Source organism: Variovorax sp. CF313, assembly GCF_000282635.1.
Lineage (GTDB): Bacteria > Pseudomonadota > Gammaproteobacteria > Burkholderiales > Burkholderiaceae_C > Variovorax.
In genome coordinates this window covers 18,259-44,839 of the sequence record NZ_AKIW01000012.1, presented here as the reverse complement: position 1 = coordinate 44,839, position 26,581 = coordinate 18,259, and the positions used below count along the sequence as shown (strand labels likewise).

The 26,581-nt window shown below is 66.5% G+C and carries 29 protein-coding genes; 21 read left to right on the top strand and 8 right to left on the bottom strand.

Annotated features, from left to right (window positions below; genetic code table 11):
- Positions 1–53: 53 nt before the first annotated feature.
- The 10 genes from ssuC to PMI12_RS03640 all read left to right on the top strand — a co-directional run bounded on the left by ssuC (position 54) and on the right by PMI12_RS03640 (position 9,607).
- On the top strand, positions 54–899 hold the full coding sequence (ssuC, locus tag PMI12_RS03685; protein WP_007829255.1) for an aliphatic sulfonate ABC transporter permease SsuC: 846 nt from the start codon (positions 54–56) through the stop codon (positions 897–899).
- 10 nt (positions 900–909) lie between these two features.
- A complete protein-coding gene (locus PMI12_RS03680) occupies positions 910–1,881 on the top strand; it encodes an aliphatic sulfonate ABC transporter substrate-binding protein (protein WP_007829254.1) in 972 nt (323 codons plus the stop codon).
- A gap of 3 nt (positions 1,882–1,884) precedes the next feature.
- Positions 1,885–2,715 carry an ATP-binding cassette domain-containing protein gene (locus PMI12_RS03675; protein ID WP_007829253.1) on the top strand — a complete coding sequence of 277 codons (831 nt, stop codon included), beginning with the start codon at positions 1,885–1,887 and terminating at the stop codon, positions 2,713–2,715.
- A gap of 151 nt (positions 2,716–2,866) precedes the next feature.
- On the top strand, positions 2,867–4,153 hold the full coding sequence (locus PMI12_RS03670) for an O-acetylhomoserine aminocarboxypropyltransferase/cysteine synthase family protein (RefSeq protein ID WP_007829252.1): 1,287 nt from the start codon (positions 2,867–2,869) through the stop codon (positions 4,151–4,153).
- Between the two features lie 62 nt (positions 4,154–4,215).
- A complete protein-coding gene (locus tag PMI12_RS03665) occupies positions 4,216–4,431 on the top strand; it encodes a TOBE domain-containing protein (RefSeq protein WP_007829250.1) in 216 nt (71 codons plus the stop codon).
- Between the two features lie 554 nt (positions 4,432–4,985).
- Positions 4,986–5,465, top strand: coding sequence for a rhodanese-like domain-containing protein (locus PMI12_RS03660; RefSeq protein ID WP_007829249.1), 480 nt, complete (start codon positions 4,986–4,988; stop codon positions 5,463–5,465).
- Between the two features lie 34 nt (positions 5,466–5,499).
- Positions 5,500–6,411: a serine O-acetyltransferase EpsC gene (gene epsC / locus PMI12_RS03655; protein ID WP_007829248.1), complete on the top strand. Its 912-nt coding sequence runs from the start codon at positions 5,500–5,502 to the stop codon at positions 6,409–6,411.
- The gene (locus PMI12_RS03650; protein WP_007829247.1) at positions 6,408–6,677 is read left to right on the top strand and encodes a helix-turn-helix domain-containing protein; all 270 of its coding nucleotides are present in this window, start codon (positions 6,408–6,410) and stop codon (positions 6,675–6,677) included. The genes epsC and PMI12_RS03650 overlap by 4 nt, the downstream gene beginning before the upstream one ends.
- A 62-nt stretch (positions 6,678–6,739) precedes the next feature.
- Complete coding sequence (locus tag PMI12_RS03645) at positions 6,740–7,672, top strand: family 2A encapsulin nanocompartment shell protein (RefSeq protein WP_007829246.1); 933 nt, start codon at positions 6,740–6,742, stop codon at positions 7,670–7,672.
- A 75-nt stretch (positions 7,673–7,747) separates the two neighbouring features.
- Entirely contained in the window at positions 7,748–9,607 is a 1,860-nt protein-coding gene (locus tag PMI12_RS03640; RefSeq protein WP_042672785.1) for a family 2A encapsulin nanocompartment cargo protein cysteine desulfurase, read from the top strand.
- A gap of 10 nt (positions 9,608–9,617) precedes the next feature.
- Here the strand turns inward: PMI12_RS03640 and PMI12_RS03635 are convergent, their stop codons facing one another.
- A complete protein-coding gene (locus PMI12_RS03635; protein WP_007829244.1) occupies positions 9,618–10,586 on the bottom strand; it encodes an alpha/beta hydrolase family protein in 969 nt (322 codons plus the stop codon).
- 137 nt (positions 10,587–10,723) lie between these two features.
- On the opposite strand from PMI12_RS03635, the gene PMI12_RS03630 reads away from it, so the two are divergent.
- Entirely contained in the window at positions 10,724–12,082 is a 1,359-nt protein-coding gene (locus PMI12_RS03630; protein ID WP_007829243.1) for an NAD(P)/FAD-dependent oxidoreductase, read from the top strand.
- Here PMI12_RS03630 and PMI12_RS03625 read toward each other — a convergent pair.
- Both PMI12_RS03625 and panE read right to left on the bottom strand, forming a co-directional pair.
- Positions 12,069–12,731: an aspartate/glutamate racemase family protein gene (locus PMI12_RS03625; RefSeq protein WP_007829242.1), complete on the bottom strand. Its 663-nt coding sequence runs from the start codon at positions 12,729–12,731 to the stop codon at positions 12,069–12,071. The two genes, PMI12_RS03630 and PMI12_RS03625, sit on opposite strands and share 14 nt — an antisense overlap.
- A 4-nt stretch (positions 12,732–12,735) precedes the next feature.
- On the bottom strand, positions 12,736–13,671 hold the full coding sequence (gene panE, locus PMI12_RS03620; protein ID WP_007829233.1) for a 2-dehydropantoate 2-reductase: 936 nt from the start codon (positions 13,669–13,671) through the stop codon (positions 12,736–12,738).
- Between the two features lie 310 nt (positions 13,672–13,981).
- On the opposite strand from panE, the gene PMI12_RS03615 reads away from it, so the two are divergent.
- Positions 13,982–14,536: an NADPH-dependent FMN reductase gene (locus PMI12_RS03615; protein WP_007829230.1), complete on the top strand. Its 555-nt coding sequence runs from the start codon at positions 13,982–13,984 to the stop codon at positions 14,534–14,536.
- 71 nt (positions 14,537–14,607) lie between these two features.
- On the opposite strand, the gene PMI12_RS03610 is transcribed toward PMI12_RS03615, so the two are convergent.
- The gene (locus PMI12_RS03610; protein ID WP_007829228.1) at positions 14,608–15,255 is read right to left on the bottom strand and encodes an FMN-dependent NADH-azoreductase; all 648 of its coding nucleotides are present in this window, start codon (positions 15,253–15,255) and stop codon (positions 14,608–14,610) included.
- Between the two features lie 136 nt (positions 15,256–15,391).
- Here PMI12_RS03610 and PMI12_RS03605 point away from each other — a divergent pair, with 136 nt between their 5' ends.
- The 8 genes from PMI12_RS03605 (at position 15,392) to PMI12_RS03570 (ending at position 22,240) form a co-directional block, all read left to right on the top strand.
- Positions 15,392–16,306 carry a LysR family transcriptional regulator gene (locus PMI12_RS03605; RefSeq protein ID WP_007829226.1) on the top strand — a complete coding sequence of 305 codons (915 nt, stop codon included), beginning with the start codon at positions 15,392–15,394 and terminating at the stop codon, positions 16,304–16,306.
- Between the two features lie 154 nt (positions 16,307–16,460).
- On the top strand, positions 16,461–17,102 hold the full coding sequence (locus PMI12_RS03600) for a peroxiredoxin (RefSeq protein ID WP_007829225.1): 642 nt from the start codon (positions 16,461–16,463) through the stop codon (positions 17,100–17,102).
- Between the two features lie 139 nt (positions 17,103–17,241).
- Positions 17,242–17,817 carry an RBBP9/YdeN family alpha/beta hydrolase gene (locus tag PMI12_RS03595; RefSeq protein WP_007829224.1) on the top strand — a complete coding sequence of 192 codons (576 nt, stop codon included), beginning with the start codon at positions 17,242–17,244 and terminating at the stop codon, positions 17,815–17,817.
- Positions 17,814–18,830: a sulfate ABC transporter substrate-binding protein gene (locus tag PMI12_RS03590; RefSeq protein WP_007829223.1), complete on the top strand. Its 1,017-nt coding sequence runs from the start codon at positions 17,814–17,816 to the stop codon at positions 18,828–18,830. Before PMI12_RS03595 ends, PMI12_RS03590 begins: the two co-directional genes overlap by 4 nt.
- Positions 18,830–19,717: a sulfate ABC transporter permease subunit CysT gene (cysT, locus tag PMI12_RS03585; RefSeq protein WP_007829222.1), complete on the top strand. Its 888-nt coding sequence runs from the start codon at positions 18,830–18,832 to the stop codon at positions 19,715–19,717. Before PMI12_RS03590 ends, cysT begins: the two co-directional genes overlap by 1 nt.
- Before the next feature lies 1 nt (position 19,718).
- A complete protein-coding gene (gene cysW / locus PMI12_RS03580; protein ID WP_007829221.1) occupies positions 19,719–20,621 on the top strand; it encodes a sulfate ABC transporter permease subunit CysW in 903 nt (300 codons plus the stop codon).
- Between the two features lie 21 nt (positions 20,622–20,642).
- Positions 20,643–21,740 carry a sulfate/molybdate ABC transporter ATP-binding protein gene (locus tag PMI12_RS03575; RefSeq protein WP_007829220.1) on the top strand — a complete coding sequence of 366 codons (1,098 nt, stop codon included), beginning with the start codon at positions 20,643–20,645 and terminating at the stop codon, positions 21,738–21,740.
- Positions 21,737–22,240, top strand: coding sequence for a disulfide bond formation protein B (locus PMI12_RS03570; protein WP_007829219.1), 504 nt, complete (start codon positions 21,737–21,739; stop codon positions 22,238–22,240). The genes PMI12_RS03575 and PMI12_RS03570 overlap by 4 nt, the downstream gene beginning before the upstream one ends.
- Before the next feature lie 44 nt (positions 22,241–22,284).
- Here the strand turns inward: PMI12_RS03570 and PMI12_RS03565 are convergent, their stop codons facing one another.
- Genes PMI12_RS03565 through PMI12_RS03550 form a run of 4 tightly spaced genes read right to left on the bottom strand, consistent with a single transcriptional unit; the run spans position 22,285 to position 25,692 of the window.
- Positions 22,285–23,061: a glycosyltransferase family 2 protein gene (locus PMI12_RS03565; RefSeq protein ID WP_007829218.1), complete on the bottom strand. Its 777-nt coding sequence runs from the start codon at positions 23,059–23,061 to the stop codon at positions 22,285–22,287.
- Entirely contained in the window at positions 23,028–23,825 is a 798-nt protein-coding gene (locus PMI12_RS03560) for a lysophospholipid acyltransferase family protein (protein ID WP_007829217.1), read from the bottom strand. Before PMI12_RS03560 ends, PMI12_RS03565 begins: the two co-directional genes overlap by 34 nt.
- Positions 23,826–23,866: 41 nt before the next feature.
- Positions 23,867–24,901, bottom strand: coding sequence for a chorismate transformation enzyme, FkbO/Hyg5 family (locus PMI12_RS03555; protein WP_007829216.1), 1,035 nt, complete (start codon positions 24,899–24,901; stop codon positions 23,867–23,869).
- A gap of 2 nt (positions 24,902–24,903) precedes the next feature.
- Complete coding sequence (locus tag PMI12_RS03550; protein ID WP_007829215.1) at positions 24,904–25,692, bottom strand: class I SAM-dependent methyltransferase; 789 nt, start codon at positions 25,690–25,692, stop codon at positions 24,904–24,906.
- A 117-nt stretch (positions 25,693–25,809) separates the two neighbouring features.
- On the opposite strand from PMI12_RS03550, the gene PMI12_RS03545 reads away from it, so the two are divergent.
- The gene (locus PMI12_RS03545; RefSeq protein ID WP_007829214.1) at positions 25,810–26,535 is read left to right on the top strand and encodes a YebC/PmpR family DNA-binding transcriptional regulator; all 726 of its coding nucleotides are present in this window, start codon (positions 25,810–25,812) and stop codon (positions 26,533–26,535) included.
- Positions 26,536–26,581: the final 46 nt, after the last annotated feature.

Sequence of the window (26,581 nt, the reverse complement as noted above, 5' to 3'; positions counted from 1 at the left end):
CCAGCGGCCCGGCAAAGCCGGCTCCGCGGTGTTTCTTGAAAAGAGGGAATCACATGACCGAACAAGTTCAGGAGCTGCCGGCCGTGGCGCCGGTGGAAAACACCGGCAGCACGCTCGCAGGGTTCGCCGTCAACGTCGCGAAGCGGTTGGTGCCGTGGCTCGTGCCCGTCGGGCTCATCGTGTTCTGGCAGATCGCGTCGTCGCTGGGCTGGCTCAGCACCCGCGTGCTGCCGGCGCCGGTCGACGTGGTCAAGGCCGCATGGACGCTCACGGCCTCGGGCGAGCTGTGGACACACGTGAAGGTCAGCGCGGGCCGCGCGCTGGCGGGGCTCGCCATCGGCGGCGGGGCAGGGCTCGCGCTGGGCCTGCTGACGGGCTCGGTGAAGTTCGCCGAGACGCTGCTCGACTCCACCATCCAGATGGTGCGCAACATTCCGGCGCTCGCGCTGATCCCGCTGGTGATCCTGTGGTTCGGCATCGACGAATCGGCCAAGCTGTTCCTGATCTCGGTGTCGGTGTTCTTCCCGATCTATCTCAACACCTTCCACGGCATCCGCAACGTCGATCCGCAGCTGATCGAGATGGGCCGCACCTATGGCCTGTCGCGATGGCAGCTGTACCGCGAGGTGATCCTGCCGGGGGCGCTGTCGTCGATCCTGGTGGGCCTGCGCTTCTCGCTCGGCCTGATGTGGGTGATCCTGATCGTGGCCGAGACCATCTCGGCGCAGGCTGGTATCGGCTACCTCACGATGAACGCCCGCGAGTTTCTGCAGACCGACATCGTGCTGGTGGGCATCCTGCTGTACGCGCTGCTCGGCAAGCTGGCCGACCTGTTCGCGCGCGGGCTGGAGCAATGGTGGCTGCGCTGGCACCCCGGCTACCAGAAGAAGGCGAAGTGAGGGCCGAGGCATGACACATTCGTCCATCATCTCCCGACGCGCGGCCATCGCCACGCTGGGCGCAATGGGGGCCAGCACGGTGCTTGCACAAGGCGTGGCCGCGCGGCCGGTCATCGTGCGGCTCGGCTACCAGAAGTCGTCGACGTTGATCGCCGTGCTCAAGGCACAGGGCGCGCTCGAGAAACAGCTCGCGCCGCTCAACGCCGCGCTGAGCTGGCACGAGTTCACCAGCGGCCTGCCGCTGCTCGAAGCGCTGAACCTCGACAACCTCGATATCAGCGCCGACGTGGCCGACACCGTGCCCGTGTTCGCACAGGCGGCAGGCGCCGACCTGACCTTCATCGCGCAGGAAGCGCCGTCGCCCGCCGCGCAGGCCATCGTCGTGCGTGAAGATTCGCCGCTCAAGATCGTGGCCGACCTGAAGGGCAAGAAGGTCGGTTTTGCCAAGGCGGCTGGTGCGCACTACCTGCTGATCGCCGCGCTCGACAATGCCGGTCTGTCGTTCAAGGACATCGAGCCCGCCTACCTCACGCCTGCCGACGGCCGTGCAGCCTTCGAGAAGGGCGCGATCGACGCCTGGGTGGTGTGGGATCCGTTCCTCGCCGCCGCGCAGCGCCAGTCGAAGGTGCGCGTGTTGGCCGACGGCACGGGCATCGCGTCGTACCAGCGCTACTACCTGGCGCGCACCAGATTCGCGAAGGCGCGACCCGACGTGCTGCGCGTGGTCTATGCCGAACTGGAGAAGACCGGCCGGTGGGTCAAGCAGAACCCGAAGGAGGCGGCCGCATTGCTGTCCCCGGTGTGGGGCCTCGACGCCGCGACCATCGAACAGGCCAACGCCCGCCGCAGCTACGCGGTGCGCCCGGTGGCGCCCGAGGGTCTGGTCGAACAGCAGCGTATCGCCGACGCCTTTTTCGCCGAAAAGCTGCTGCCCCGAAAGATCGATGCGCTGAATGTGGCGCTGTTCAAGCCTGGAGCCTGACCCATGAGTGCCGTTCTGAAAGACATCCAATCCCAGGCCATCGCCGGCGGCGTGCGCCTCGAAGCGCGCGGCCTGCACAAGCGCTATGGCGCGCGCGAAGTGCTGCGCAACACCCGGTTGACCATCGAGCCGGGTCAGTTCATCGCCATCGTCGGGCGCAGCGGCTGCGGCAAGAGCACGCTGCTGCGGCTCGTCGCGGGCCTGGAGGAACCGAGCTCTGGCGGGCTCTACACCGACGGCAAGGCCGTGAACGGGCTGCACGACGACACCCGCATCATGTTCCAGGAGGCGCGCCTTCTTCCCTGGCGCCGCGTGCTCGACAACGTGACGCTGGGCCTGTCGAACGATGCGAAGGCGCGCGGCAAGGAAGTGCTCGCGCAAGTCGGGTTGGCCGACCGCGAGAACGAATGGCCTGCACGCCTGTCGGGCGGGCAGCGCCAGCGAGTGGCACTGGCGCGCGCGCTGGTGCACCACCCGCGCCTGCTGCTGCTCGACGAGCCGCTGGGCGCGCTGGATGCGTTGACGCGCATCGAGATGCACCGCCTCATCGAGAACCTGTGGCAGCACCACCGCTTCACCGCGCTGCTGGTGACGCACGACGTGCAGGAAGCCGTTGCGCTGGCCGATCGCGTGATCCTGATCGAAGACGGCCGCATCGCACTCGACGAGAACATCGCGCTGGCCCGTCCGCGCTCGCAGGGCGACCCTGCCTTTGCGGCGATTGAAAAACGAATCCTCGACAGGGTGCTGCAGAAGTCCGAAGAGACCGACGCGCAAAGCACCGATGCCAGTTGGCTCACGCCCCCGGCCCATGCCCTGCGCTGGGCAATTTGATGTTCACCCCCCAGGCTTGCCCACTTCGTGTGGCCGCCAACCCCCTCGCTGGGGGCAATACCAGCGGCCCGGCAGAGCCGGTTCCGCGGTATTCCTGGATGAATTCAATCCGCCAGCTCGCTTTTTCCTTCAACTCTGAAAGGTGATCCGCATGTTGCAGAACTGGAAATTCGAAACCCTGTCGGTGCACGCCGGCTATTCGCCCGAGCCGACCACCCGCGCCGTCGCGCCGCCGATCTACCAGACGGTGGCCTACGCCTTCGACAGCGCGCAGCACGGCGCCGACCTGTTCGACCTGAAGGTGCCGGGCAACATCTACACCCGCATCAACAACCCGACGCAGGACGTGCTGGAGCAGCGCGTGGCCGCGCTGGAAGGCGGCATCGCGGCGCTCGCGCTGGCCTCGGGCCAGGCGGCCGTGACCTATGCGATCCAGACCATCGCGGAGGCGGGCGACAACATCATCAGCAGCACCGCGCTGTATGGCGGCACCTACAACCTGTTCGCCCACACGCTGCCGCAGTTCGGCATTACCACGCGTTTCGCGGACCACCGCGATCCGTCGAGTTTCGATAAGCTGTTCGACGAGAAGACCAAGGCGGTGTTCGTCGAATCGTTGGGCAACCCGGCCGGCAACGTGACCGACATCGCGGCCATCGCCGAGATCGCGCACCGCCACGGCGTGCCGCTGATCGTCGACAACACGGTGCCGTCGCCGTACCTGAGCCGACCCAACGAGCACGGCGCCGACATCGTGGTGCATTCGCTCACCAAGTACCTGGGGGGCCACGGCACCAGCATCGGCGGCGCCATCGTCGATTCGGGCAAGTTCCCGTGGGCGGAGCACAAGCAGCGCTTCAGGCGCTTGAACGAACCCGACGTGAGCTATCACGGCGTGGTCTACACCGAGGCGCTGGGCGCGGCCGCCTACATCGGCCGCGCACGCGTGGTGCTGCTGCGCAACACGGGCGCGGCCATCTCGCCGTTCAACGCCTTCCTGATCCTGCAGGGCATCGAGACGCTGGCGCTGCGCATGGACCGCATCAGCAGCAATGCACTGGCGGTGGCGCAGCACCTCAAGCAGAGCAAGGCCGTCAACTGGGTGAACTACGCGGCGCTCGAAGACCATGCCGACCATGCGCTGGCGAAGAAGTACTTCGGCGGCCGTTCCAGCGGCGTGCTGACCTTCGGCATCGGCGCCGGTCGCGAGGGCGGGGCGAAGTTCCTCGATGCGCTGAAGCTCTTCACGCGCCTCGTGAACATCGGCGACGTGCGCTCGCTGGCCACGCACCCCGCATCGACCACGCACCGGCAGTTGTCGCCCGAAGAGCTTGCCAAGGCCGGCGTCACGGAGGACACAGTTCGCCTGTCGGTCGGCATCGAGCACATCGACGACCTGATCGCCGACCTCGAACAGGCCTTGGCCGCGGCCAGGTGATCGCATCGCTCCTGTTTTACCCATCCCGATCATTCCTTCAACCTGAAAGAGAAAGAAACATCATGTCCATCCAAGCCATCAACGTGCGCAACCAGTTCAAGGGCAAGGTCCGCGAGATCATCCGCGGCGACGTCGTCTCCGAAGTCGACGTCGAGACCGCCTGGGGCATCGTCACCTCGGTCATCACCACGCGCTCGGTCGACGAGCTGCAGCTGAAGGTGGGCTCCGACGTGGTCGCGCTCGTGAAGTCGACCGAGGTTTCGATCGCGAAGCTCTGACGGACCCTCGGGCATCTGCGATGACCCGGCGCCGCTTTGGCGCCGGGTTTTTTCGTTTTCGAGGGTGTGTGCTTGCAGCGATCTGCGGGGCATGGCGGCGTTGGTTGCAGCTGCAACAGGCGCCCTGGTCCACGCGGCTGACAAGCGGTATCCGCTTGATTCAGTAAAGAAGATCGAAGTCGTCGAACCCTCCAGTGGGTCTGTGTGGGAGAACAAGGATCTCCTGGATTGCTCCGATGTCGTGTTCAGGTGACGCTTCCGTGACTTTCAGAAATGGAAAGATCATCGTCATCGGAGTTGAGCCCACAGGGAGGATCAACATCTTCGAGGCGAACGCCCAACTCGAACCTGGCGGTGTTCCTGAAAGCAGAGCGTGGATCAGACCGCGCCGGCCGTGCGCGCCGCCACCGCGGGAGCCGCTGCCTGACATGCGGCTATACAACGTCTGGTTGTTAGGAACCGACTTTTCGGTTGTTTGAGCTTGCGCCCCGGGCTCCTACAGTGGTGGCCATCGCCATCAAGGCGAATCCAACGCACAACAGGAGCCGCACAGCATGTCAGTGGAAGTTGAAGAACTCGTCTTGCCCGAAGCACTGGAACAGGCGCGCGCCAAGGCCACCGAAAGCAATTTGCCTTACGCCGGCGGCGTGACGCCACCGGTGGCCTGGGAGTTGGTGCAGAAGGGCCTGGCCGTGCTGGTCGATGTGCGCTCGGGTGAAGAACGCAAGTTCGTCGGCCATGTGCGCGAGAGCCTGCACGTGGCGTGGGCCACCGGTACGGCGCTCACGCGCAACCCCCGCTTCGTGCGCGAACTCGAAGCCAGGCTTGCGAAGGACGGCGGCAAGGAGGCCGTGGTGCTGCTGTTGTGCCGCAGCGGCAAGCGGTCCGCGCTGGCGGCCGAGGCCGCTGCCAAGGCGGGTTTCACGCAGGTGTTCAACGTGCTCGAAGGCTTCGAGGGCGAGATCGATGCGCAGCAGCATCGCGGCGGCTCCGACGGTTGGCGCTTCCACGGCCTGCCGTGGGTGCAGGACTGAGCGCACCAGGCACATCTTCCAGGGAGAAACACACATGGCCCATTTCGAAGTGAGCGACATCGTGCGTGCGCTGCACAGCGTGCGCGACGAGTGGCGCGACTCGCAGCGCCGCTCGCGCGAGCCCGGCGCACGCGAGTTTCCGTCGCGCGATGCGCTTGCGCAGACCGTCGAGTCGCTGAAAGGTGCGCTCTTTCCGATGCGGCTGGGCCCGCCGGACCTGCGCCACGAGAGTGAAGACTTCTACGTCGGCCACACGCTCGATGCGGCCCTGCAGGCGCTGCTGGCGCAGGCACGGCTCGAACTCAACTACAACGCGCGCCACGAGCCGCGCCCCGCGCACGAGGTCGATGACATCGCCACCGAGGCCGTGCGCCGGTTCGCGAACGCGCTGCCCGGACTGCGCCGCCTGCTCGACAGCGACGTGCTCGCGGCCTACCAGGGCGACCCGGCCGCGCGCAGCGTCGACGAGGTGCTGCTGTGCTACCCCGGCGTGCTCGCGATGATCCACCATCGCCTTGCGCACGAACTCTACAAGCTCGGCCTGCCGCTGCTGGCACGCATCGTGGCCGAGTTGGCGCACGGGCAGACGGGCATCGACATCCACCCGGGCGCGCAGATCGACGCGGGCTTCTTCATCGACCATGGCACTGGCGTCGTGATCGGCGAGACGGCGGTCATCGGCAAGCGCGTGCGGCTGTACCAGGCCGTGACGCTCGGTGCCAAGCGTTTTCCGATCGACACCGAGGGCAACCTGCAGAAGGGGCTGCCGCGGCATCCGGTGGTGGAAGACGACGTGGTCATCTACGCGGGCGCGACCATTCTCGGCCGCGTCACGCTTGGCAAGGGCGCGGTCATCGGCGGCAACGTCTGGATCACCGACGACGTGAAACCGGGTGCGAGCATCACGCAGGCCAGCCTGCAGAACGCACCGAAGGGTGGCGCATGAAAGCATTCGTCGAAGACTTCGGCGTGACCATCCGCCAGCTGCGCGAAGGCGAGGGCTGGTCGCAGGAGGAGCTGGCCGAGCGCTCCGATCTGAACCGCTCCTACGTGGGCGAGATCGAACGCGGCCGCGTCATCCCGTCGATCGTTACCGCGCAGAAGCTGGCCACCGCGCTCGGCATCAACATGGTCGGCCTGCTCATGCGCTGCGAGCAGTTGGAACAATCGCGTCTTGCGCGAAGGATCAACTTGGCGGCTATAGCCTGTTGAGGGAAAACCCGTGGCTACCGGACACTGGCGGCCACTTTCTTCTCAACACGGAGCCTTGATTCATGAGCGCAACAGTCGGTGGTATCACCGCCCTTGGCGACAACGCCGCACGCCAGCTGGCCAATGCCACCAAGACAGTCCCCCAGCTCGAAACCATCAGCCCGCGCTGGCTGACGCACCTGCTGCAATGGGTGCCGGTGGAGGCCGGCATCTACCGCGTGAACAAGGTCAAGAATCCCGAATCGATCAAGGTCACCTGCACCTCGCGCGAAGAAGAAAACCAGCTGCCGCGCACCTTCGTCGACTACGAAGAAAGCCCGCGCGAGCACTACCTCAATGCCGTGAGCACCGTGCTCGACGTGCACACCCGCATCTCCGACCTCTACAGCAGCCCGCACGACCAGAACAAGGAGCAGCTGCGCCTCACGATCGAGACGATCAAGGAGAACCAGGAGAGCGAGCTCATCAACAACCCTGACTACGGCCTGCTGGCGCAAGTGACGGAAGAGCAGCGCATCTTCCCGCTGACCGGTGCGCCCACGCCTGATGACCTCGACGAGCTGTTGACCAAGGTGTGGAAGGAGCCGGCATTCTTCCTCACGCACCCGCTGGCCATCGCCGCTTTCGGGCGCGAAGCCACGCGCCGCGGCACGCCGCCGCCGACTGTGAGCCTGTTCGGTTCGCAGTTCATCACCTGGCGCGGCATTCCGCTGATTCCGTCGAACAAGGTGCCGGTGGCCGACGGCAAGAGCAAGATCCTGCTGCTGCGCGTGGGCGACAAGCGCCAGGGCGTGGTGGGCCTGTTCCAGCCGGGTCTGTCGGGCGAGCAGGGCCCGGGGCTGTCGGTGCGCTTCATGGGCATCAACAATCACGCGATCGCGTCTTACCTGATCTCGCTGTACTGCTCGCTCGCGGTGCTGACCACCGACGCGCTGGCCGTGCTCGACGACGTCGAGATCGGCAAGTACCACGACTATCCCGACACCTACAAGTAAGCCGCGGTGAGCAGCACTCCATCGATTCCGGGCGAGGCGCCCGACGCGCCGTTCGACCCGGCCATCCTCGCGCGCATGGCGAGCGCCATGTTCTCCGAGGTGCCGGGCGCGCAGTTTCCCGCCAACGTCGCGCCACCGGGTTCGCCGCTGGCAAGCCCTGCGGGCTTCGGGCCGAGCGTGCCGGGCACGCCGGTTCCGCAAGGGCAGATTCCGGGCGCCAACTTGCTGCCGGCATCACCCACGCAACTGCCCTCGCTCGCGAACCGCGCGCCGGCCTTGCGGCCGCATGCGGTGGCAGGCAATGGCGTGCCGGACAGCGTGCTGTCGGTGGCGCCGGCGTTCGAGCCGCGCTCGGGCGGTGCGGTGCTGGGCGTGCCGCAGCAGGCGAATGCGCCTGCCGCACCCGTTGCACGGCATGCCGGGGCCTCGCCGTTCTACTTCGTGGGCAACAGCTACGGGCATCCACCGGCCGGCGCGACCGCTGGAGTCTTGCCCCCTCTCCCTCCGGAAGAGGACTGGGGTGAGGGCCAGCGGCCGTATCAGGGGGCGGGGCAACCTTTCAGCCCAACCCTCTTCCCAGAGGGGCGAGGGAGTGAGCCGCAGTTCTATTTTGTCGATGCGGTGCGTTTGCCCAACGGCTTCGTTACGCCGGCAAAGGCTGATCCGCGCAGGCCCGATGCAGTGCCACTGGCCGGCCGCGGCCAGCACCCGCCGTTCGACGTGCACGCCGTGCGACGCGACTTCCCGATCCTGCAGGAGCGCGTGAACGGCAAGCAGATCGTGTGGTTCGACAACGCCGCCACCACGCACAAGCCGCAATCGGTCATCGACCGCATCGCGTACTTCTACGAGCACGAGAACTCGAACATCCACCGCGCAGCCCATGAGCTGGCCGCGCGCGCTACCGACGCCTACGAAGGTGCGCGCGAACGGGTGCGCCGCTTCATCAACGCACCCGAAATCGAAGAGGTGATCTTCGTGCGCGGCACCACCGAGGCCATCAACCTCGTGGCCAAGAGCTGGGGTGGGCAGCACGTGGGCGAGGGCGACGAGATCATCGTGTCGAACCTCGAACACCACGCCAACATCGTCCCTTGGCAGCAGCTCGCCGCCGCCAAGGGCGCGAAGCTGCGCGTGATCCCGGTGGACGACTCGGGCCAGGTGCTGCTCGACGAATACCGCAAGCTGCTGAACGACCGCACGAAGATCGTGGCAGTCACGCAGGTCTCGAATGCGCTGGGCACCGTGGTACCGGTGAAGGAGATCGTCGAGCTGGCGCACCGCGCGGGCGCGAAGGCGCTGGTCGACGGCGCGCAATCGGTGTCGCACATGCGCGTGGACGTGCAGGACATCGGAGCCGACTTCTTCGTGTTCTCGGGCCACAAGGTCTTCGGCCCCACCGGCATCGGCGTGATCTGGGGCAAGCGCGAGGTGCTCGAAGACATGCCGCCCTGGCAGGGCGGCGGCAACATGATTGCCGACGTGACCTTCGAGAAGACCGTGTTCCAGCCGATCCCGAACAAGTTCGAGGCCGGCACCGGCAACATTGCCGATGCCGTGGGGCTGGGCGCCGCCATCGACTATGTCAACAAAGTCGGTATCGAGAACATCGCGCGCTACGAACACGACCTGCTGCTGTACGGCATGGCGCAGCTCGGTGCGATTGCGGGTGTGCGGCTGATCGGCACGGCGGCCGACAAGGCCAGCGTGATGTCCTTCGTGCTCGACGGCTACAGCACCGAGGAGGTGGGCCACGCGCTCAACGACGAGGGCATTGCGGTGCGCACGGGGCACCACTGCGCGCAGCCGATCCTGCGGCGCTTCGGCGTCGAGACCACAGTGCGGCCGTCGCTGGCGTTCTACAACACCTTCGACGAAATCGACCGGCTGGTGGCGGTGGTACGGCGGCTGGCCGGCCAGCGGCGCACGCGGTAGCGCGGCCGGATCAGGGCTTCGATGTGAGGTGCTGCCTGAAAAAGGCGAGCACCCTGGCATTGAAGTCCGCATGGAAGGCGGAGCGGTCGAAGCCGGCGCCGTCGTTGCAGATCTCCGGCAGGGCCTTGGCCATGGCGGGCGCGCAGGGCGCCAAAAACGCGAAGTGCCCGGCGTTCGCGGCCACGTGCCAGTCCGGCGGCACGGGAAGGTTGCGGCGGATGGCTTCCACGTCGTCCGGGGTCACCCCGTCGCCGCCACGGGCAGAGGCCCAAAGCTGGACGGGCACCGCGACCTGATTCAACCCCTCGGCGTCGAAGAAGCTCAGCGGATCGACGATGACGGCGGCCTTGATGCGCGCATCGCGCACCGGAGGCGCAGGCAGCTCCTGGCGCTGGATCTGTCCGCAGAACGGAATCTTCGATGTCGGCGTGCAAAAGCGCAGGCCGAGCCTGAAGTCAGGCACCGCGCCCGTCGCCACGAGGCCGGTGAAGCCACCGCGGGAGAAGCCGAAGAAGCCGACCTGGTCGGCGGCGAGCTTCTCGCGCGCGGGCCACGCGCCGAGCATGTGGTCGGCCAGCCGCCGCATGTCGACAGGCCGCGCGGCCAGGGTCGAGAGATGGCCCCGGCGCTCGAGATCCTGGAAGTTGTCGTTCGGGTGGTTGATGGCGGCGACCACGAAGCCGGCATCGGCCAGCGCGGCCGCCGTGTCGTGGTGACCCAGGAACGAGCCACCCGAGCCGTGCGACATCAGCACCAGCGGGAGCTTCGTGCCGGCGATGGGGCAGTCTCTGGCGGCCGAAATGGCGATCAGTCCGAACGCGATCTCGCCGGGCGCCGTCTCGCAAGGTGTCCACACCGCGCCACGCAAGGCCGGCCCGTCCTTGTCGGCCGGGACTTCGATGAAGCTGAAGCCCGCCGCATGGCTCCATGCGGCAGTCAGGCAGAGCGCGGCAGCCAAGGCAAGGCGATGCAGGAACATGGCGTGCAATGCCTCAAGGGCAAGGGATGGTGGGGCACAAGTGTGCCGTCTCCCGACCCATGCGACCAGCCCGTTTTGCGTCGGGCGATGCGAGCGCGCTATGCTCTGTCGCTGTCAACAACGCAGCTTGTCTTCGCATGTCCCAGCCTCAGGTTTCCTCCCCCGGCGTTTCCAGTTCTCCAGAATCCTGCGACGTGTTCGTGATCGGCGGCGGCCCCGCCGGGTCGACGATTTCGGCGCTGCTGACGCAGCAGGGCCGCAAGGTGGTGCTGGTCGAGAAGGAACACCATCCGCGTTTTCACATCGGCGAGTCGCTGCTGCCCGCGAACGTCGAATTGTTCGACAAGCTCGGCGTGCGCGACCAGGTCGAGAAGATCGGCATGCCCAAGTTCGGCATCGAGTTCGTCTCGCCCGAGCACGAGCACCGCAGCTACGTGGACTTTGCCGAAGGGATGGACAAGTCGCTCGACTCCGCCTGGCAGGTGCGCCGTTCGGAGCTCGACGAACTGCTGTTCCGCAACGCGGCCGCGCGCGGCGCGCAGACGATCGAAGGCTGCAAGGTGCGCGACGTGGCCTTCGATGCCGACGGCGCCACGGTGCGAGCCGAGATGGACGACGGCGCGCGCCGCAGCTGGCGCGCCCGCTTCGTGGTCGATGCCACCGGCCGCGACACGCTGCTGGCCAACAAATTCCGCTGCAAGGAAAAGAACCCGGACCACAACAGCACCGCGCTGTTCGGCCACTTCACGAACGCCGAGCGGCTGGAGGGCAAGAAGGAAGGCAACATCAGCATCTGCTGGTTTCCGCACGGCTGGTTCTGGTTCATTCCGCTGGCCGACGGCACCACCAGCGTGGGCGCGGTGTGCTGGCCGTACTACCTGAAGACGCGCGACAAGCCGCTGAAGGAGTTCTTCTACGACACCATCGCGACCTGTCCGGTGCTGGTGGAACGCCTGAAGAACGCCACGCTGGTCGACGACGCAGTGCACGCCACCGGCAACTTCTCGTACTCGAGCACGCATGCCACGGGCGATCGCTACCTGTTGCTGGGCGACGCCTTCACCTTCATCGACCCGATGTTTTCCTCGGGCGTGTACCTCGCGATGCACAGCGCCTTCGACGGCGCCGAACTGGTGGCAAAGGCGCTCGATCGGCCCACCGAGCTGGCGGCCGCACGCAAGGACTTCGAGGCCATGATGCGCAAGGGCCCGAGCGAGTACTCGTGGTTCATCTACCGCGTGACCAACCCGACCATCCGCGACATGTTCATGCACCCGGGCAACCCCTTCCGCGTGAAGGAGGGGCTGATGTCGCTGCTGGCCGGCGACATCTACCGCGGCACGCCGATGCGGGGGCCGCTCGGCATGTTCAAGGTTCTGTACTATTTCATCTCGGTCACGCACATGCGGCGGACCTGGGAGGGCTGGAAGCGGCATCGCTTCAACATCCGGGACATGGGCATGTTGAAGGGGGAGACGATCCTCAAGTCGGAGTAGCCGCCAGCGCTACTGCGCGTTCAACGCCCAGTGCGGGGCTGCTGAGTACGTCGATGCCGAGGTCCGCGAGCAGGGCGGCCACGGGGGCCATCGAGGCCTGTGCCAGCACGACGACGTCAGCCCTGCCTGACGCAGCGCGGATCGAACGGGCCAGGGCCTCGATGTAGCGCGTGCCGTCGCCGGCTTCGAAATAGGGCCAGGCTTCTTCGACGAGCAATGCGTCTGGCTGCACCGTGACGCTCGCGTTCTCCGCAGCGCAGAGAATCAAGGCCTCTGTAGGCGCAAGCGTGCTTTCGAGCGCCGCCACGATCAGCACGCGCGGCCCGGCGCGCACAGCGCGGTCGGCCATGGCGCGATCGATGCGCATGGCCTTGAACGCGCCGCTCGGAGCTGTTCGTTCCGCGATGGCGCCAATGGTCGAGCAGGTGCAGACGACGACCGCAGCACCGCCGGATGCGGCTTCGCGCATGGCGTCGTGAACGCGTGTCACGAGCCCCGAGTCATCGAGGCCCACCACGCGCGCATCGGCCAGCAGGTCCTCCCGCACCGAATGCCGCACGCGCAGGGCGGGCGCGATCTCGCTCGCCAGCCGCTCGAAGGTCGGCACATGCACGTGTGCCGTGTGCAGGAACGCCAGCGCGTCGCGCATGGCCTCAGGCGCTCGCCGTGCGGGCGCGTTGCGCTTCGTAGGCCTTGAGGTGGACGTATGCGGTGCGCAGCACCGTCGGCACTAGCGAATTACTTGGCGCCGCGCGGCTCAGCAGGTCGCCGACGATGTGATCCGCCTCGACCGCCGCGCCGCGCACCATGTCCTTGTACATCGACGCCGTCATCGGCGAGCCGGCGGCCGTCATGATGGAGCGCCCGCGCTGCACGGCGGCGGGGCGGGGCGCAAAGCCGTTGTGCGCGGCGATGGCGCAGCACTCGTCGAAGATCGACAGCGCCACGTCCTGCCCGCCGGCGCTCACGATGTCGCCAATGGACGCGCGCATCAAGCTCGTGAGGCCTGCTGCCGAAGCGATGAAGACCCACTTTTCCCACATGTCCTGCGAGATGCTCTCGCTGGCCGTGGCATCGAATTTCGCACCCGCGAACTGTGCCGCGATGGCATCTACGCGGGCCGAGCGGCCGCCGGCGCGTTCGCCGTAGCTCAGCCCATGCATGTCGTTGAGGTGCAGCACGTGGCCCTCGTCGTCGAGCGTGGCCGAGATCATGCACAGGCCGCCCAGCACACGCTCGCTGCCGAAGCGTTCGGCCAGGCGGTCGAGGTGGCTCATGCCATTGAGCAGCGGAAGGATCACGGTGTCGGGGCCGACCGCCGGCGCGAAGGAGTCCATCGTCGAATCGAGGTCGTAGGCCTTGCTGCCGACCACGACCACATCGTAGGGGCCGTCGATGCCGTCGGCCAGCACGTGCCTGGGTGCGGGCAGCTGCAGGTTGCCGAAGGGACTCTGCACCACCAGCCCGGTTTTTGCGAGCTGTGCCGCACGGCGCGGGCGCAGCAGGAAGGTGACGTCTCGCCCCGCCTCCAGCAGACGGCCGCCGAAATAACCACCGAGTGCGCCGGCACCCACCACCAGAAATCTCATCGCGTGTCGCTCCTGAGCCAAAAAAAGATCGGAAGCGATGATGCCTTCGTTCGCGCGAGGCTGCTTTGCGCCGTCGCCTTCTCCAGCAGTCGCTGGCGGGCAAAGGGCCGCATCAGGCGTGCGCCTTGGGGGCGCAGTGCGAAGAAGAGGACCGGGTCACGGGAGCGTCCTGCGCCTTGATGGGGTTGGCGGAATGCGGTTCAATTCGACGCCGTACGCCCGGCACCGTATGGGCTTTTCCAGATAAGGTCTTGGGCGCTTCGCATAATCGTGTCCGTCATTCCAACCCCTCACACAAGGAGTTTCGTCCATGGCCCAGACCCGGATCGCCGTCATTGTCGGCAGCCTGCGCAAGGATTCGTACAACCACAAGCTGGCCCTCGCGCTGGCGCACCTCGCACCCGCGGACTTCACTTTCGAGAACCTGCGCATCGACGACCTGCCGCTGTACAACCAGGACGACGACGGCAACCAGGCGCCGGCGGTGAAGCGCATCAAGACCGAGATCGCGGCGGCTCAGGGCCTGCTGTTTGTCACGCCCGAATACAACCGTTCGGTGCCCGGCGTGCTGAAGAACGCCATCGACCATGCGTCGCGCCCCTATGGCCAGAGCGCATGGGCGGGCAAGCCGGCCGGCGTGCTCGGCATTTCGGTGGGTGCCATCGGCACCGCGCTGGCGCAGCAGCATCTGCGCAACATCCTGGCCTACCTCGATGTGCCCACGATGGGCACGCCCGAAGTGTTCCTGCAAGCCAAGGACGACCTGTTCGACGACAAGGGCCACATCGGCAACGAAGGCTCGAAGAAGTTCCTGCAGAGCTGGATGGACAAGTACGTGGCCTGGGTCAAGAACCACGCAGACTGATCTGATCTGCTCCGCGCAAAGCAAAAAAAGCCGCCCTGCCGGGCGGCTTTTTTCATGGTGCGGGAGCGAACTCAGGCTGCGATGGCGGCATCGCGCTGGTTCGCGGCTTCGGCCGTCGCCACCAGGATGTCGGCGCGGGCCGCGGCCAGGGCCTTGCCCCTGGCTTCGTCGCCCATCGCCACGCCCTCGGCGCGCACGAAGCGCACGTCGGTGATGCCGAAGAAGCCGAAGATCACCTTGAGGTAGCTCTCCTGGTGTTCCATTGCCTGGCCGCCTTCGCTGGTCGAGTAGATGCCGCCGCGGGTCGAGGCCACGATGACGGTCTTGCCGCCGGCCAGGCCCACGGGGCCCTTGTCGGTGTACTTGAAGGTGCGGCCGATCTGCGCGAGGCGGTCGATCCAGGCCTTCAGTTGCGTCGGGATCGAGAAGTTGTAGAAGGGCGTGCCGATGACGATCACGTCCGAGGCCAGGAACTGGCTCACGAGCTTTTCGGACAGGGCGTTTTCACGCTGTTGTGCTTCCGTGGGCTGTGCTTGCACGCCGGTCTTGATGCCCAGCGCATCGGCGCTGAAGTGCGAGGGGGTGTCGACGGCCAGGTCGAGGTATTCGACGGCGGTGTCGGGGTGGGCGGCGCGCCACGCGGTCACGACCTCGGCCGAGAGCAGGCGCGAGGTGGAGTTGGTACCGAGGATGCTGGAGTCGATGTGGAGCAGCTTCATGTCAATCAATCACTTTCTGTGTTGGCTGTCGGCGCTCAAGGTGGCCGGCGGATGGAAGAATTCTATTTTTGTATCGAGTCTTCGATAAGTGGCCAAAAATTGCCTAGATCGTCCTGTTTGCAGGACAATCGATGCCATGCAAGACCTCAACGACATGGTTTTCTTCGCCGAAGTGGCTGAGCGCGGCGGCTTCGCGGCAGCCAGCCGGGCGCTCGGCATTCCCAAATCGCGCCTGTCTCGCCGCGTGGCGGATCTGGAGGAGCGGCTCGGCGTGCAGCTGATGCAGCGCAGCACGCGGCGCCTGTCGCTCACGCCGGCCGGCGAGATCTACTTGCGGCATTCGTCCGCCATGCGCGATGCGGCGCAGGCGGCGGCCGAGGCGGTGGCGCAGGTGCAGACCGAGCCGAGCGGGCTGGTGCGGCTGAGCTGCCCCGTCACCATCGCCTACAGCGGGCTCGCCCATCTGCTGCCTCAGTTCATGGAGCGCTATCCGGCGGTGCGGGTCGACGTGCGGGTCATCAACCGACCGGTGGACCTGATCGAGGAGGGCATCGACATCGCGCTGCGCGTGCGGCCCAGCATCGAGGACAGCACGGCGCTGGTGGCCAAAGTCCTGGGCACCAGCCGTGGCGTGCTGGTAGCCAGCCCCGAGCTGATGCAGCGCCAGGGGCCGGTCCAGGCGCCGGCCGACCTGGCGCGGCTGCCGACGCTGGCGATGTCGGCCAACGGCGAGGGCCGCAGCGAATGGCGCCTCGAAGGCCCGAATGGCGAGATCCACCTGCATTCGCACACACCGCGCTACGTGGCGGACGACATCGCGACCCTGCAGGCGGCCGCGCTCGCCGGCATCGGCGCCACGCTGCTGCCCGACTACATGTGCCGCCCCGATCTCGATGCGGGCCGGCTCGTGAAGGTGTTGTGCGACTGGGGGCCGTCGACGGTCATCGCGCACATGGTGTTTCCACCGCGGCGCGCGCTGGTGCCGGCAGTGCGGCGGCTGATCGATTTCCTCGTCGAGCATATGCAGGGCGTGGAGATGCGGATGTACTGAGGGGGCCGCGGCTTGCTGTGAAAAGATGAGCGCCAAATTCCCCCGCCATGTCTTCGTTATGCGGAAAACGCCATATCCAAACAAGCAGATATTCGTTTGGCATTGAAGCAATGGTTCGCACAATCCGAAGCTCCCATCCATCCCAGGAGCGACCATGGCGACTCTGCGACTCGGCGATACAGCCCCCAATTTCACCCAGGATTCCAGCGAAGGCCCCCTCGACTTCTACCAATGGGCAGGCGATTCGTGGGTGGTGTTCTTCTCGCACCCGGCCGACTTCACGCCCGTGTGCACCACCGAACTCGGCAAGACCGCGGCGCTGTCGGGCGAGTTCGCCAAGCGCGGCGTGAAGCCCATCGCGTTGAGCGTCGATCCGGCCGACAAGCACAAGGAATGGATCGGCGACATCAACGAGACGCAGAACACCACGGTCAACTTCCCGATCATTGCGGACGCAGACCGCAAGGTGGCCGACCTGTACGACCTGATCCACCCCAACGCCTCGGCCACGGCCACGGTGCGCAGCGTCTACATCATCGACCCGAAGAAGGTCATCCGCGCGACCATCACCTACCCGGCCTCGACCGGCCGCAACTTCGACGAGATCCTGCGCGTGATCGACTCGCTGCAACTCACCGACAGCCACAAGGTGGCCACGCCCGTGAACTGGAAAGACGGCGACGATGTGGTCATCATCCCGAGCATCCAGGACCCGGCCGAACTGGCCCAGCGCTTCCCCAAGGGCTTCAAGGCCGTCAAGCCTTACCTGCGCATCACGCCGCAGCCGAACAAGTAAGAGCGGAACAGCAGGCGGTGAAAGCATCGACGCTCCTTCGTGGAACACCGCGGAACCGGCTTTGCCGGGCCGCTGGTGTTGCCCCCGGCGAGGGGGGAGGCGAAGCGACACGAAGTGCGCGAAGCCTGGGGGAGTGCTCATGAACACCCGCGTCATCATCGTGCCAGGTTGGCGCGACTCCGGGCCCGGCCACTGGCAGAGCCTGTGGCAGGAGCGCATTCCCGGCGCGGCGCGGGTGGTGCAGGACGATTGGGCCTCGCCCAAGCGCGATGCGTGGGTGTCGACGCTGGCGAAGCTGGTGCTCGACAGCCCCGGCCCGGTGGTGATCGCAGCGCACAGCCTGGGCTGCATCACCACGGCGCACCTGCCGGCCGAAGCCGCTGCCCGCATCCAGGGCGCGCTGCTGGTGGCGCCTGCGGACCCCGAACGCCGCGCCGTGCTGTCCGACTTCGCGCCCGTGCCGTACGCCGCGCTGCCGTACCGCAGCATCGTGGTGGCCAGCAGCAACGATCCGTACTGTCCGATCCGCCTGGCGGGCGCCTATTCGCGCGCCTGGGGCAGCGAGTTCGTGCGGATGCAGAATGCGGGCCACATCAACATCGATTCGGGGCACGGGGACTGGCCGCTGGGCCTTGCCTTGCTTCAGTCCTTGACCGACGAGCCCGCCGCCTGGTCGGCGGGCCGTGAATTTTCAGAAAACCTGGCAACCACATGACTTCCAGAATCAAGACCTTCGTCGCCGTGCTCGCGCTGGCGTCTTCCGCACTCGCCGGCAGCAGCGCCTTTGCCCAGGGCACCGGGCTGCTGAACGCCTCGTACGACGTGGCGCGCGAGTTCTACAAGGACTACAACGCGGCCTTCGTGGCGCACTACAAGAAGGCCACCGGCAAGGACGTGAAGATCGACCAGTCGCACGGCGGCTCCAGCGCGCAGGCCCGCGCGGTGGCCGACGGCCTCGACGCCGACGTGGTGACGATGAACACCTCCACCGACATCGACTTCCTCGCCAACGCCGGCGTGGTCGCGAAGGACTGGAACAAGAAATTCCCCGACAACGCATCGCCGACCACGTCGACCATGCTGTTCCTGGTGCGCAACGGCAACCCCAAGGGCATCAAGGACTGGGACGACCTGGTCAAGCCCGGCGTGCAGGTCGTGATCGTCAACCCCAAGACCGGCGGCAACGGCCGCTACGCCTACCTGGCCGCCTGGGGCTACATCAAGAAGAAGGGCGGCACCGACGCCCAGGCCGCCGAGTTCGTCGGCAAGCTGTTCAAGAACGTGCCGGTGCTGGCGCGCGGCGGCCGCGACGCGACCACCGCCTTCCTGCAACGCAACATCGGCGATGCGCTGATCACTTTCGAATCGGAAGTGGTGTCCATCGACCGTGAATTCGGCACCGGCAAGGTCGACTCGGTGTACCCGTCGATCAGCATCGTGGCCGAGAACCCGGTGGCCGTGGTGGAACGCACCGTCAACAAGAAGGGCACGGGCGAACTGGCCAAGGCTTACCTCGACTGGCTGTACTCCGACGAAGCGCAGGAAATCGCGGCCAAGCATGCGCTGCGCCCGCGCTCGCAGGCTGTGCTCAAGAAGTACGCATCGACCTTCAAGCCGCTGCAACTGTTCACGGTGCAAGAATTGTTCGGCAGCCTCGGCGAAGCGCAGAAGGTGCACTTCAACGACGGCGGCCAGTTCGACAAGTTGTACACCCCCGGCGGCAGGTAATGAGCGGCGCTGTTTCTTCGGCGCTCCCGTCAGCGGGAGCGCCTTTTTCTCGTGCCAACCGGGCAGGGGGCGCCAAGCGCGTGCTGCCCGGTTTCCACATCACGCTCGGCTTCTCGATTCTTTACCTCAGCCTGATCGTGCTGATCCCGCTGTCGGCGCTGGTCTTCAAGACATTCACGCTGACCTGGGAGCAGTTCTGGGTGGCCGTGACCGCGCCGCGCGTGATGGCCTCGTACCGGCTGACCTTCGGCGCCTCGCTGATCGCGGCCATCGTGAACGCGGTGTTCGGCCTGCTGGTGGCCTGGGTGCTGGTGCGCTACAAGTTCCCGGGCAAGCGCATCGTCGATGCATTGGTCGACCTGCCGTTCGCGCTGCCGACGGCCGTGGCCGGCATCTCGCTGACCGCGCTGCTCGCGGGCAATGGCTGGGTCGGGCAACTGCTCGAGCCGCACGGCATCAAGCTAGCGTTCACGCCGGCGGGCATCGTGATCGCGCTGATCTTCATCGGGCTGCCCTTCGTGGTGCGCACGGTGCAGCCGGTGCTCGAAGACACCGAGAAGGAGCTGGAAGAAGCCGCCACCTCGCTGGGCGCGACGCGCCTGCAGACCTTCACCAAGGTGATCTTTCCGTCGATCGCGCCCGCGCTGCTCACCGGCTTTGCCATGGCCTTCGCACGGGCGATCGGCGAGTACGGCTCTGTGATCTTCATCGCCGGCAACATGCCGATGATCTCGGAGATCACGCCGCTCATCATCATCGGGAAGCTGGAGCAGTACGACTATGGGGGCGCCACGGCTGTTGCGCTCGTGATGCTGGTCATTTCGTTCCTCTTGCTGCTGGTCATCAACGGCCTGCAAGCCTGGCAGCGCCGCCGCGCGGGAGCATGAGATGAGCGCCCCTTCCAAAGTCATTCGCCGCGCGCAAGCCGGCACCACCGAGTCGCCCTGGGTGCGCTGGGTTCTGATCGGCCTCGCGCTGGCATTCATGTTCCTGTTCCTCGTGCTGCCTCTCGCGGCAGTGGCGACTGAGGCCTTGCGCAAAGGCGTTGGCGCTTATCTTGAAGCACTGAAGGAGCCCGATGCCTGGAGCGCGATCCGCCTCACGCTGATCACGGCCGCCATCGCGGTGCCGATGAACCTCGTGTTCGGCGTGGCGGCGGCCTGGGCCATCGCCAAGTTCGAGTTCCGCGGCAAGGCCTTCCTCACCACGCTTGTCGACCTGCCGTTCGCGGTGTCGCCGGTGGTGGCGGGCCTGATCTATGTGCTGGTGTTCGGCGCGCAAGGCTGGCTCGGTCCGTGGCTCGCCGAGCACGACATCAAGATCATCTTCGCCGTGCCCGGCATCGTGCTGGCGACCGTGTTCGTGACCTTCCCGTTCATCGCGCGCGAGCTCGTGCCGCTGATGCAGGCGCAGGGCACCGACGAGGAGCAGGCGGCCATCGTGCTCGGCGCGACCGGCTGGCAGACCTTCTGGCGCGTGACGCTGCCCAACATCAAGTGGGGCCTGCTGTACGGCGTGATCCTGTGCAACGCGCGTGCCATGGGCGAGTTCGGTGCGGTGTCGGTGGTGTCGGGCCACATCCGCGGGCAGACCAACACCATGCCGCTGCACGTGGAAGTGCTCTACAACGAATACCAGTCGGTGGCCGCCTTCGCCGTGGCCTCGCTGCTGGCGATCCTGGCGCTGGTCACGCTGGTGATCAAGTCGGTGATCGAATGGCGCCACGAGCGCGAGATGAAAGCCATTGCCGAGCTGCCCCCGGAGCGCCCCCCTGAAGCCACCGCGGCCTGAGAGAGTGAGAGAGAAGAAATCATGAGCATCGAAATCCGCAACATCAGCAAGCAGTTCGGCGACTTCCGCGCACTGCGCGACGTGAGCCTCGACGTCGATTCGGGCGAACTGGTCGCGCTGCTCGGCCCCTCGGGCTGCGGCAAGACCACGCTGCTGCGCATCATCGCGGGGCTGGAGACGGCCGACGCGGGCAGCATTCTTTTCTCGGGCGAGGACACCACCGACGTGCACGTGCGCGAGCGGCAGGTGGGCTTCGTGTTCCAGCACTACGCGCTGTTCCGCCACATGACCGTGTTCGAGAACGTGGCCTTCGGCCTGCGCGTGAAGCCACGCAAGGAGCGCCCGAGCGACGCGCAGATCAAGGCCAAGGTGACCGAGCTGCTCAAGCTGGTGCAGCTCGACTGGCTGGCCGACCGCTATCCGTCGCAGCTCTCCGGCGGCCAGCGCCAGCGCATTGCGCTGGCCCGCGCGCTGGCGGTAGAGCCCAAGGTGCTGCTGCTCGACGAACCCTTCGGCGCACTCGACGCCAAGGTGCGCAAGGAACTGCGCCGCTGGCTGCGCCGGCTGCACGACGAGCTGCACGTCACTTCCATCTTCGTCACGCACGACCAGGAAGAGGCGCTCGAGGTGGCCGACCGCGTGGTGGTCATCAACAAGGGCCAGATCGAACAGGTCGGCTCGCCGCAGGACGTGTGGGACAAGCCCGCGAGCCCGTTCGTCTACGGCTTCCTGGGCGACGTGAACCTGTTCCATGGACGGGCCGACAACGGCCAGGTGCAGCTCGAAGGCATGCGCCTCGACTCGCCCGAGCACAGCGGCGCGCGCGACGCCAGGGCGCGCGCCTATGTGCGCCCGCATGACATCGACGTGACACGCTATGTGCCTGGCGCCTCCGGCATCGTCGCCACGCTGGCGCGCGCCATCGTGGTCGGGCCCATCGCGCGGCTGGAACTTGAACCCACCGAAACGAATCCAGATAATCCGGGCTCCGGAACCATCATCGAGGCGCAACTCCCTGCGCAACAGTTCCGGGAACTGGGCTTGAAGGAAGGCGACACCGTCGTCGCCAATCCGCGCAAGGCCAGGGTGTTCGTAGAAGAAGATTGGGTGTCTCCTTGATCGATTGGTACTTCGGCGCGCCGCGCCGCGCGTTCGCGCTGATCTGCCTGGCCTGCGTTCTCATGCTGGCCTTCGGGCTCTACCTGCAGCACGTGGTCGGGCTCGAGCCTTGTCCCATGTGCATCGTGCAGCGCTATGCGCTGGTGCTGGTGGCGCTGTTCACCGGGCTGGCCGGGGTGTTCCGCAACGTCGGCCTGCGTGTCACGGGCGGAGTGCTGGCGCTGATCGCAGCAGTTGGCGGCGCCTACACGGCGGCCTCGCAAAGCTGGCTGCAGTGGTATCCGCCCGAGGTCGTCTCCTGCGGGCGCGACCTCTACGGGATGATCGAGACCTTCCCGCTGAAGCGCGCACTGCCGATGATCTTCCGCGGCGGCGGTGACTGTTCCAAGGTCGACTGGACGCTGTTCGGCCTGACGCTGGCGAACTGGTCGTTCATTGCTTTCGTCGTTCTCTCGCTGCTGCTGGTCACGCTGCTGCTGCGTTCGCGCCGCGCGCGCTGAACCCCTCACCCCAACCCTCTCCAGGAGGGGGAGGGGACAAGACATCAGTCCTGGAACGGCGGCTTCTTTGCCAGCTTGCGCAACACCAGCGCAGGCAGCCGCAACACGAATTCGACCATCAGCCGTGCATGCATCCACGTCAGCAGCACGTTGTCGCGCCCATAGCGGAAGTGCGAGACTCCGCCTTCTTCGGCCGTCAGGTATTTCACGGGCGCATCGATGTTCACGGGCTTGACGCCGCGCCATGCCAGCCGCACGACGGCTTCGGTATCGAAGTCGAAGCGCCGCATCCACGGCTGGCGTGCCATCACGGCGATCAGGTCGGCCACCGGGTACACGCGGAATCCGTAGAGTGAATCGCCCACGCCGGCGAACAGCGTTTCCAACTGCGTCCATCCGTTCGACACGCGCCGCCCGCGTACGCGCAGCAGCGGCGCGCTGGCGTCGAACACCGGGCGCCCGAGCACCATCGTCTCGGGTCGGGTCAGCGATGCCCTCATGAATGCCGGGATCAGGTCCGCCGGATGCTGCCCGTCGGAGTCCATCGTCAGCGCATGCGTGAAGCCCGCGTCCTTCGCGGCGCGCAGTCCGTGCAGCACGGCAGAACCCTTGCCCTGGTTCTGCGGCAGCACCCACACGCGCAGGCCGGGATCGCTGGCGGCCATCTGCTGCAGCCGCTCGCCCGTGCCGTCGTCGCTGCCGTCGACCACCACCCACACGGGGTTCCATTGCGCGCGCGCCGCCGCGACTGTCGAGAACAGGCGTTCGCCGGTGTTGTAGCTGGGGATCAGGACAAGGTGGGTGCGCGAGGCGTCTGGCATTCGGGGGACGCGTCGATGGCGCGCTGCTCCATGTTTTGGCGGAAGTATTGTTCGAGCTCGGCCTGCAGCACGTCGCTGTTCTGCGTGGGCGCAAAGCGTTTGCCGAGCCGCAAAGTGAAGACGATGGGCAATGGCGGCACGCGCCACAGCGGCCAGCCTTTGCTGAGGTAGGGCGAATCGGTGTCGATGAACACTGTTTGAATGGGCGCCTGCGCGAGCTTGGCGATCAGCGTGGTGCCGGGGCGGAACGGGTTGAGCGGCGGCGTCACCGTGCGTGTGCCTTCTGGAAAGATCACCAGCTGGCCGCCGTTGCGCAGGTCGTTCACGGCCAGTCGCACCATCGTGCGCGCCGACCTGTTGCTGATGTAGCGCGCCAGCCGCGCACCCGCGCCCAGGAAGATGTTGCCCATCAGGTCGGCCTTCATGATGCAGGCGCTGCGCGGCAGGCGCGCCACCAACAGCAGTGCATCAAGCATGGTCGGGTGGTTGGCCACGAAGATCACGCCGGGCTCCTTGCGCATCGGGTCGAGGCAGGTGGCGTCGATGCGCATCATGCCGGTCACCGATGCCAGCCACCAGAACATGCGGTACGCAAAGGCGATGGTCATGCGGCCCAGAGCGCGTGCTGGCGCGGCCGGCATCACCGGGTGGATCAGCATGGCAACGAAGTTCCAGACCAACGAGATCAGGCCCAGGAACAGCAACAGCGCGTAGAGCATCAACGCGAGCGGAATCGACATGAGAAATCGCAGCACGCGAGTCATTGAATCAGTCAATCGGACGATGGGTGCCGGACAACGACCGGTCAGGCCCGCAGCTCGCCGGCCGCGACCGTGTGGGCCTCGATCTCGACCAGGAGGTCGCTGCGGCAGATGTCGGCTTCGAGGTACACCGCGTGGCGCGCCATCGGCGCGTCGGCGCCGAGCGTGTCCTCGATGATGCCGCGCACCGTCTCGGTGTCCGACGGATGCCGCACGTAGACCACGCAGTCGAGTTCGGCCAGCGAGAACTGCGCCGTGCCGCGCTCGTTGGCGGCCGCAATCACGGCCTGCAGGTTGCGCAGCGTTTCGCGCGTCTGCTCCGGCAGGTTGCCGCGGTGCACGGTCTCGTGGCCGACGATGCTCGCAGTGCCCGAGATGAAGAGCGCGATGTTCCCGTTGCCGATGTCTGCCAGCGCGGCGCGCGAGAAGGTTGGCGAGCGCGGGCCGTAGGTTTCGGGATAGCGGTAGGCCGAGACCTGCCGCGGGTTTTCGACCGGCAGCGGCGCCTGCTGGCCGGCCAGGAAACGGATCGACAGGGCGCCCTGGTGGATGCCCAGCGCGCAGGCCGCCGGTGCGCCTTCGAAAGCAGCGCGGCCGGCTTCGAGAAACGCTTCCTGCCGGCCGAGGTTGAACTGGCGGTAGCGTTCCAGCCCGCCGCCATCGGCGTTGATCTGCGGCAGGTAGTTCCAGATGCGCTGCAGGTGCGGTGTGCCGGCCTGGTCGAGCGTCTTGAAGAGATCGCGGTAGGCGCGGTGCGCGAGTTCGGCGAGGCCCTGCCTTTCTCTGGTCTCGTCGAGATCGATGGCGCCGAGCAGCCAGTGCCCGTCGGTGCGCCAGCGCGCAATGCCGGTGGTGCCCGACTCGATGCTCGGGCCGCTTGCATGCCACACGTCGGCCATGGCGCCGTTGGCAGACAGCACGCGCGCGTTGACCGTCGGCATCCAGGCCACGCCGTGCGGCGTTCCATAGCCGAGCGCCGCGAAGGGCGCCTTGCCGTCGGTGGCCAGCGCAAGGCTGGCCGGCAGAGACAAGCGCTCGACGCGCAGATGGGAAGAAGAAGTGTCGTCCTGAACTCGCACTGTCAGCTGGCCTCGGCGGGATGTTCGGGTTTGGTGGCGGTATAGGACGAGAAGACGCCGAGGCTCGCATGCCGGCGCACGTCGCAAAAGCCCGCGGTGGCCAGCGCCTGCATCACCCGCTCGGGGGGAATGCAGGCCTCGATCGTGTCCCAGTAGTAACGCCACAGTTCGGAAGTGTTGCGCTGGCGGCCGACCACGCGGGCGATCAGCGGCACGACGGCACGCATGTAGCCCTTGAGCAGCGCCGTGGCGACGCGGCCTTCGGGCTTGGTGATTTCGAGCACCGCCACGCGCCCGCCGGGGCGCAGCACGCGGTGGAATTCGCCGAAGGCCGCCGCCACGTCGCTGATGTGGCGCATGGCGTAGCCCATGCTCACGAAGTCGCAGCTGGCGTCGGGCCGGGGCAGGGCTTCGGCCACGCCGCGCTCCAGCTCGACGCCGGGCAGCTTGACCTGGCCCATCATGCCGGCGCTGGGATCGACGCCCACGAGGTGGCCCATGGAGCCAATGAGCTTGAGCGCCTCCCGGGCCACGAGCCCGGTGCCGATGCCCACGTCCAGCACCTGCATGCCTGCCGAGAGTCCGGCCTGCTGCAGTGCCGCACGGCGGTACGACGGACCGGTGCCGAAGGCCAGCACGCTCTCGATGCGGTCGTAGTCCGCCGCCGTGCTGTCGAAGATGCGCAGCAGGAACGCCTGATGCTCGGCCTCGGTCTTGTAGTACAGCGGCAAAGGAGCGTGCGGCGGCAGGATGTCGGGATTCCCGGGCCCGACGGAAGGCGATGGCGTCATCGAACGATTATCACCAAAAGCCCTACCCCGAATTCCCGGCCCGCGGCGGGCGTTGTGTGCACCGGACAGTAAACTCGGAGCTTGCTTTGAAAACACAAGACAGCGAGATAGAAAGCCATGGCCGGACATAGCAAGTGGGCGAACATTCAGCACCGGAAGGGCCGCCAGGACGAGAAGCGGGGCAAGCTCTGGACCCGCGCCATTCGCGAAATCACGGTGGCCGCCCGCGCCGGCGGCGCCGACCTGGGCTCCAACCCCCGGCTGCGGCTGGCGGTGGAAAAGGCCAAGGCGGTGAACCTGCCGATCGACACCATCAAGCGCAACATCGACAAGGCCACGGGCAATCTCGAAGGCGTGAATTACGAAGAAATTCGTTACGAAGGGTACGGCATCGGCGGTGCGGCGATCATCGTCGACACCATGACCGACAACCGCGTGCGCACCGTGGCCGAAGTGCGCCACGCCTTCTCCAAGCACGGCGGCAACATGGGCACCGAAGGCTCGGTGGCCTTCCAGTTCAAGCACTGCGGCCAGTTCGTCTTTGCGCCGGGCACCAGTGAAGACAAGGTGATGGAAGTGGCGCTCGAGGCGGGCGCCGAGGACGTGGTTACCGACGACGACGGCGCCATCGAGGTAATCACCGCCGTGGCTGACTTCGAAGCAGTGAAGAACGCGCTCGAAGCCGCGGGCCTGAAGCCCGACGCGGCTGAAGTCACCATGCGCGCCGAGAACACCGTGGACGTGACCGGCGAGGACGCCGCAAGAATGCAGAAATTGCTCGACGTGCTCGAGGACCTGGACGACGTGCAGGACGTTTATCACAACGCCTCGCTGTCGGAATGAATGACTGTTTGTTTGTTGAATCACTGCGAGAAATGAAGGCCCGCGA

Bases quoted from the DNA above. Each gene is read 5' to 3' on its own strand.
- ssuC (WP_007829255.1), top strand. From the start codon at position 54: ATGACCGAACAAGTTCAGGAGCTGCCGGCCGTGGCGCCGGTGGAAAAC.
- panE (WP_007829233.1), bottom strand. From the start codon at position 13,671: ATGAGATTTCTGGTGGTGGGTGCCGGCGCACTCGGTGGTTATTTCGGC.
- PMI12_RS03630 (WP_007829243.1), top strand. From the start codon at position 10,724: ATGTCCCAGCCTCAGGTTTCCTCCCCCGGCGTTTCCAGTTCTCCAGAA.
- PMI12_RS03565 (WP_007829218.1), bottom strand. From the start codon at position 23,061: ATGCCAGACGCCTCGCGCACCCACCTTGTCCTGATCCCCAGCTACAAC.
- cysT (WP_007829222.1), top strand. From the start codon at position 18,830: ATGAGCGGCGCTGTTTCTTCGGCGCTCCCGTCAGCGGGAGCGCCTTTT.
- PMI12_RS03550 (WP_007829215.1), bottom strand. From the start codon at position 25,692: ATGACGCCATCGCCTTCCGTCGGGCCCGGGAATCCCGACATCCTGCCG.
- PMI12_RS03605 (WP_007829226.1), top strand. From the start codon at position 15,392: ATGCAAGACCTCAACGACATGGTTTTCTTCGCCGAAGTGGCTGAGCGC.
- PMI12_RS03640 (WP_042672785.1), top strand. From the start codon at position 7,748: ATGGCGAGCGCCATGTTCTCCGAGGTGCCGGGCGCGCAGTTTCCCGCC.
- PMI12_RS03545 (WP_007829214.1), top strand. From the start codon at position 25,810: ATGGCCGGACATAGCAAGTGGGCGAACATTCAGCACCGGAAGGGCCGC.
- PMI12_RS03615 (WP_007829230.1), top strand. From the start codon at position 13,982: ATGGCCCAGACCCGGATCGCCGTCATTGTCGGCAGCCTGCGCAAGGAT.
- PMI12_RS03575 (WP_007829220.1), top strand. From the start codon at position 20,643: ATGAGCATCGAAATCCGCAACATCAGCAAGCAGTTCGGCGACTTCCGC.
- PMI12_RS03590 (WP_007829223.1), top strand. From the start codon at position 17,814: ATGACTTCCAGAATCAAGACCTTCGTCGCCGTGCTCGCGCTGGCGTCT.
- PMI12_RS03670 (WP_007829252.1), top strand. From the start codon at position 2,867: ATGTTGCAGAACTGGAAATTCGAAACCCTGTCGGTGCACGCCGGCTAT.
- epsC (WP_007829248.1), top strand. From the start codon at position 5,500: ATGGCCCATTTCGAAGTGAGCGACATCGTGCGTGCGCTGCACAGCGTG.
- PMI12_RS03610 (WP_007829228.1), bottom strand. From the start codon at position 15,255: ATGAAGCTGCTCCACATCGACTCCAGCATCCTCGGTACCAACTCCACC.
- PMI12_RS03645 (WP_007829246.1), top strand. From the start codon at position 6,740: ATGAGCGCAACAGTCGGTGGTATCACCGCCCTTGGCGACAACGCCGCA.
- PMI12_RS03660 (WP_007829249.1), top strand. From the start codon at position 4,986: ATGTCAGTGGAAGTTGAAGAACTCGTCTTGCCCGAAGCACTGGAACAG.
- PMI12_RS03595 (WP_007829224.1), top strand. From the start codon at position 17,242: ATGAACACCCGCGTCATCATCGTGCCAGGTTGGCGCGACTCCGGGCCC.
- PMI12_RS03665 (WP_007829250.1), top strand. From the start codon at position 4,216: ATGTCCATCCAAGCCATCAACGTGCGCAACCAGTTCAAGGGCAAGGTC.
- PMI12_RS03600 (WP_007829225.1), top strand. From the start codon at position 16,461: ATGGCGACTCTGCGACTCGGCGATACAGCCCCCAATTTCACCCAGGAT.
- cysW (WP_007829221.1), top strand. From the start codon at position 19,719: ATGAGCGCCCCTTCCAAAGTCATTCGCCGCGCGCAAGCCGGCACCACC.
- PMI12_RS03650 (WP_007829247.1), top strand. From the start codon at position 6,408: ATGAAAGCATTCGTCGAAGACTTCGGCGTGACCATCCGCCAGCTGCGC.
- PMI12_RS03560 (WP_007829217.1), bottom strand. From the start codon at position 23,825: ATGACTCGCGTGCTGCGATTTCTCATGTCGATTCCGCTCGCGTTGATG.
- PMI12_RS03680 (WP_007829254.1), top strand. From the start codon at position 910: ATGACACATTCGTCCATCATCTCCCGACGCGCGGCCATCGCCACGCTG.
- PMI12_RS03635 (WP_007829244.1), bottom strand. From the start codon at position 10,586: ATGTTCCTGCATCGCCTTGCCTTGGCTGCCGCGCTCTGCCTGACTGCC.
- PMI12_RS03625 (WP_007829242.1), bottom strand. From the start codon at position 12,731: ATGCGCGACGCGCTGGCGTTCCTGCACACGGCACACGTGCATGTGCCG.
- PMI12_RS03675 (WP_007829253.1), top strand. From the start codon at position 1,885: ATGAGTGCCGTTCTGAAAGACATCCAATCCCAGGCCATCGCCGGCGGC.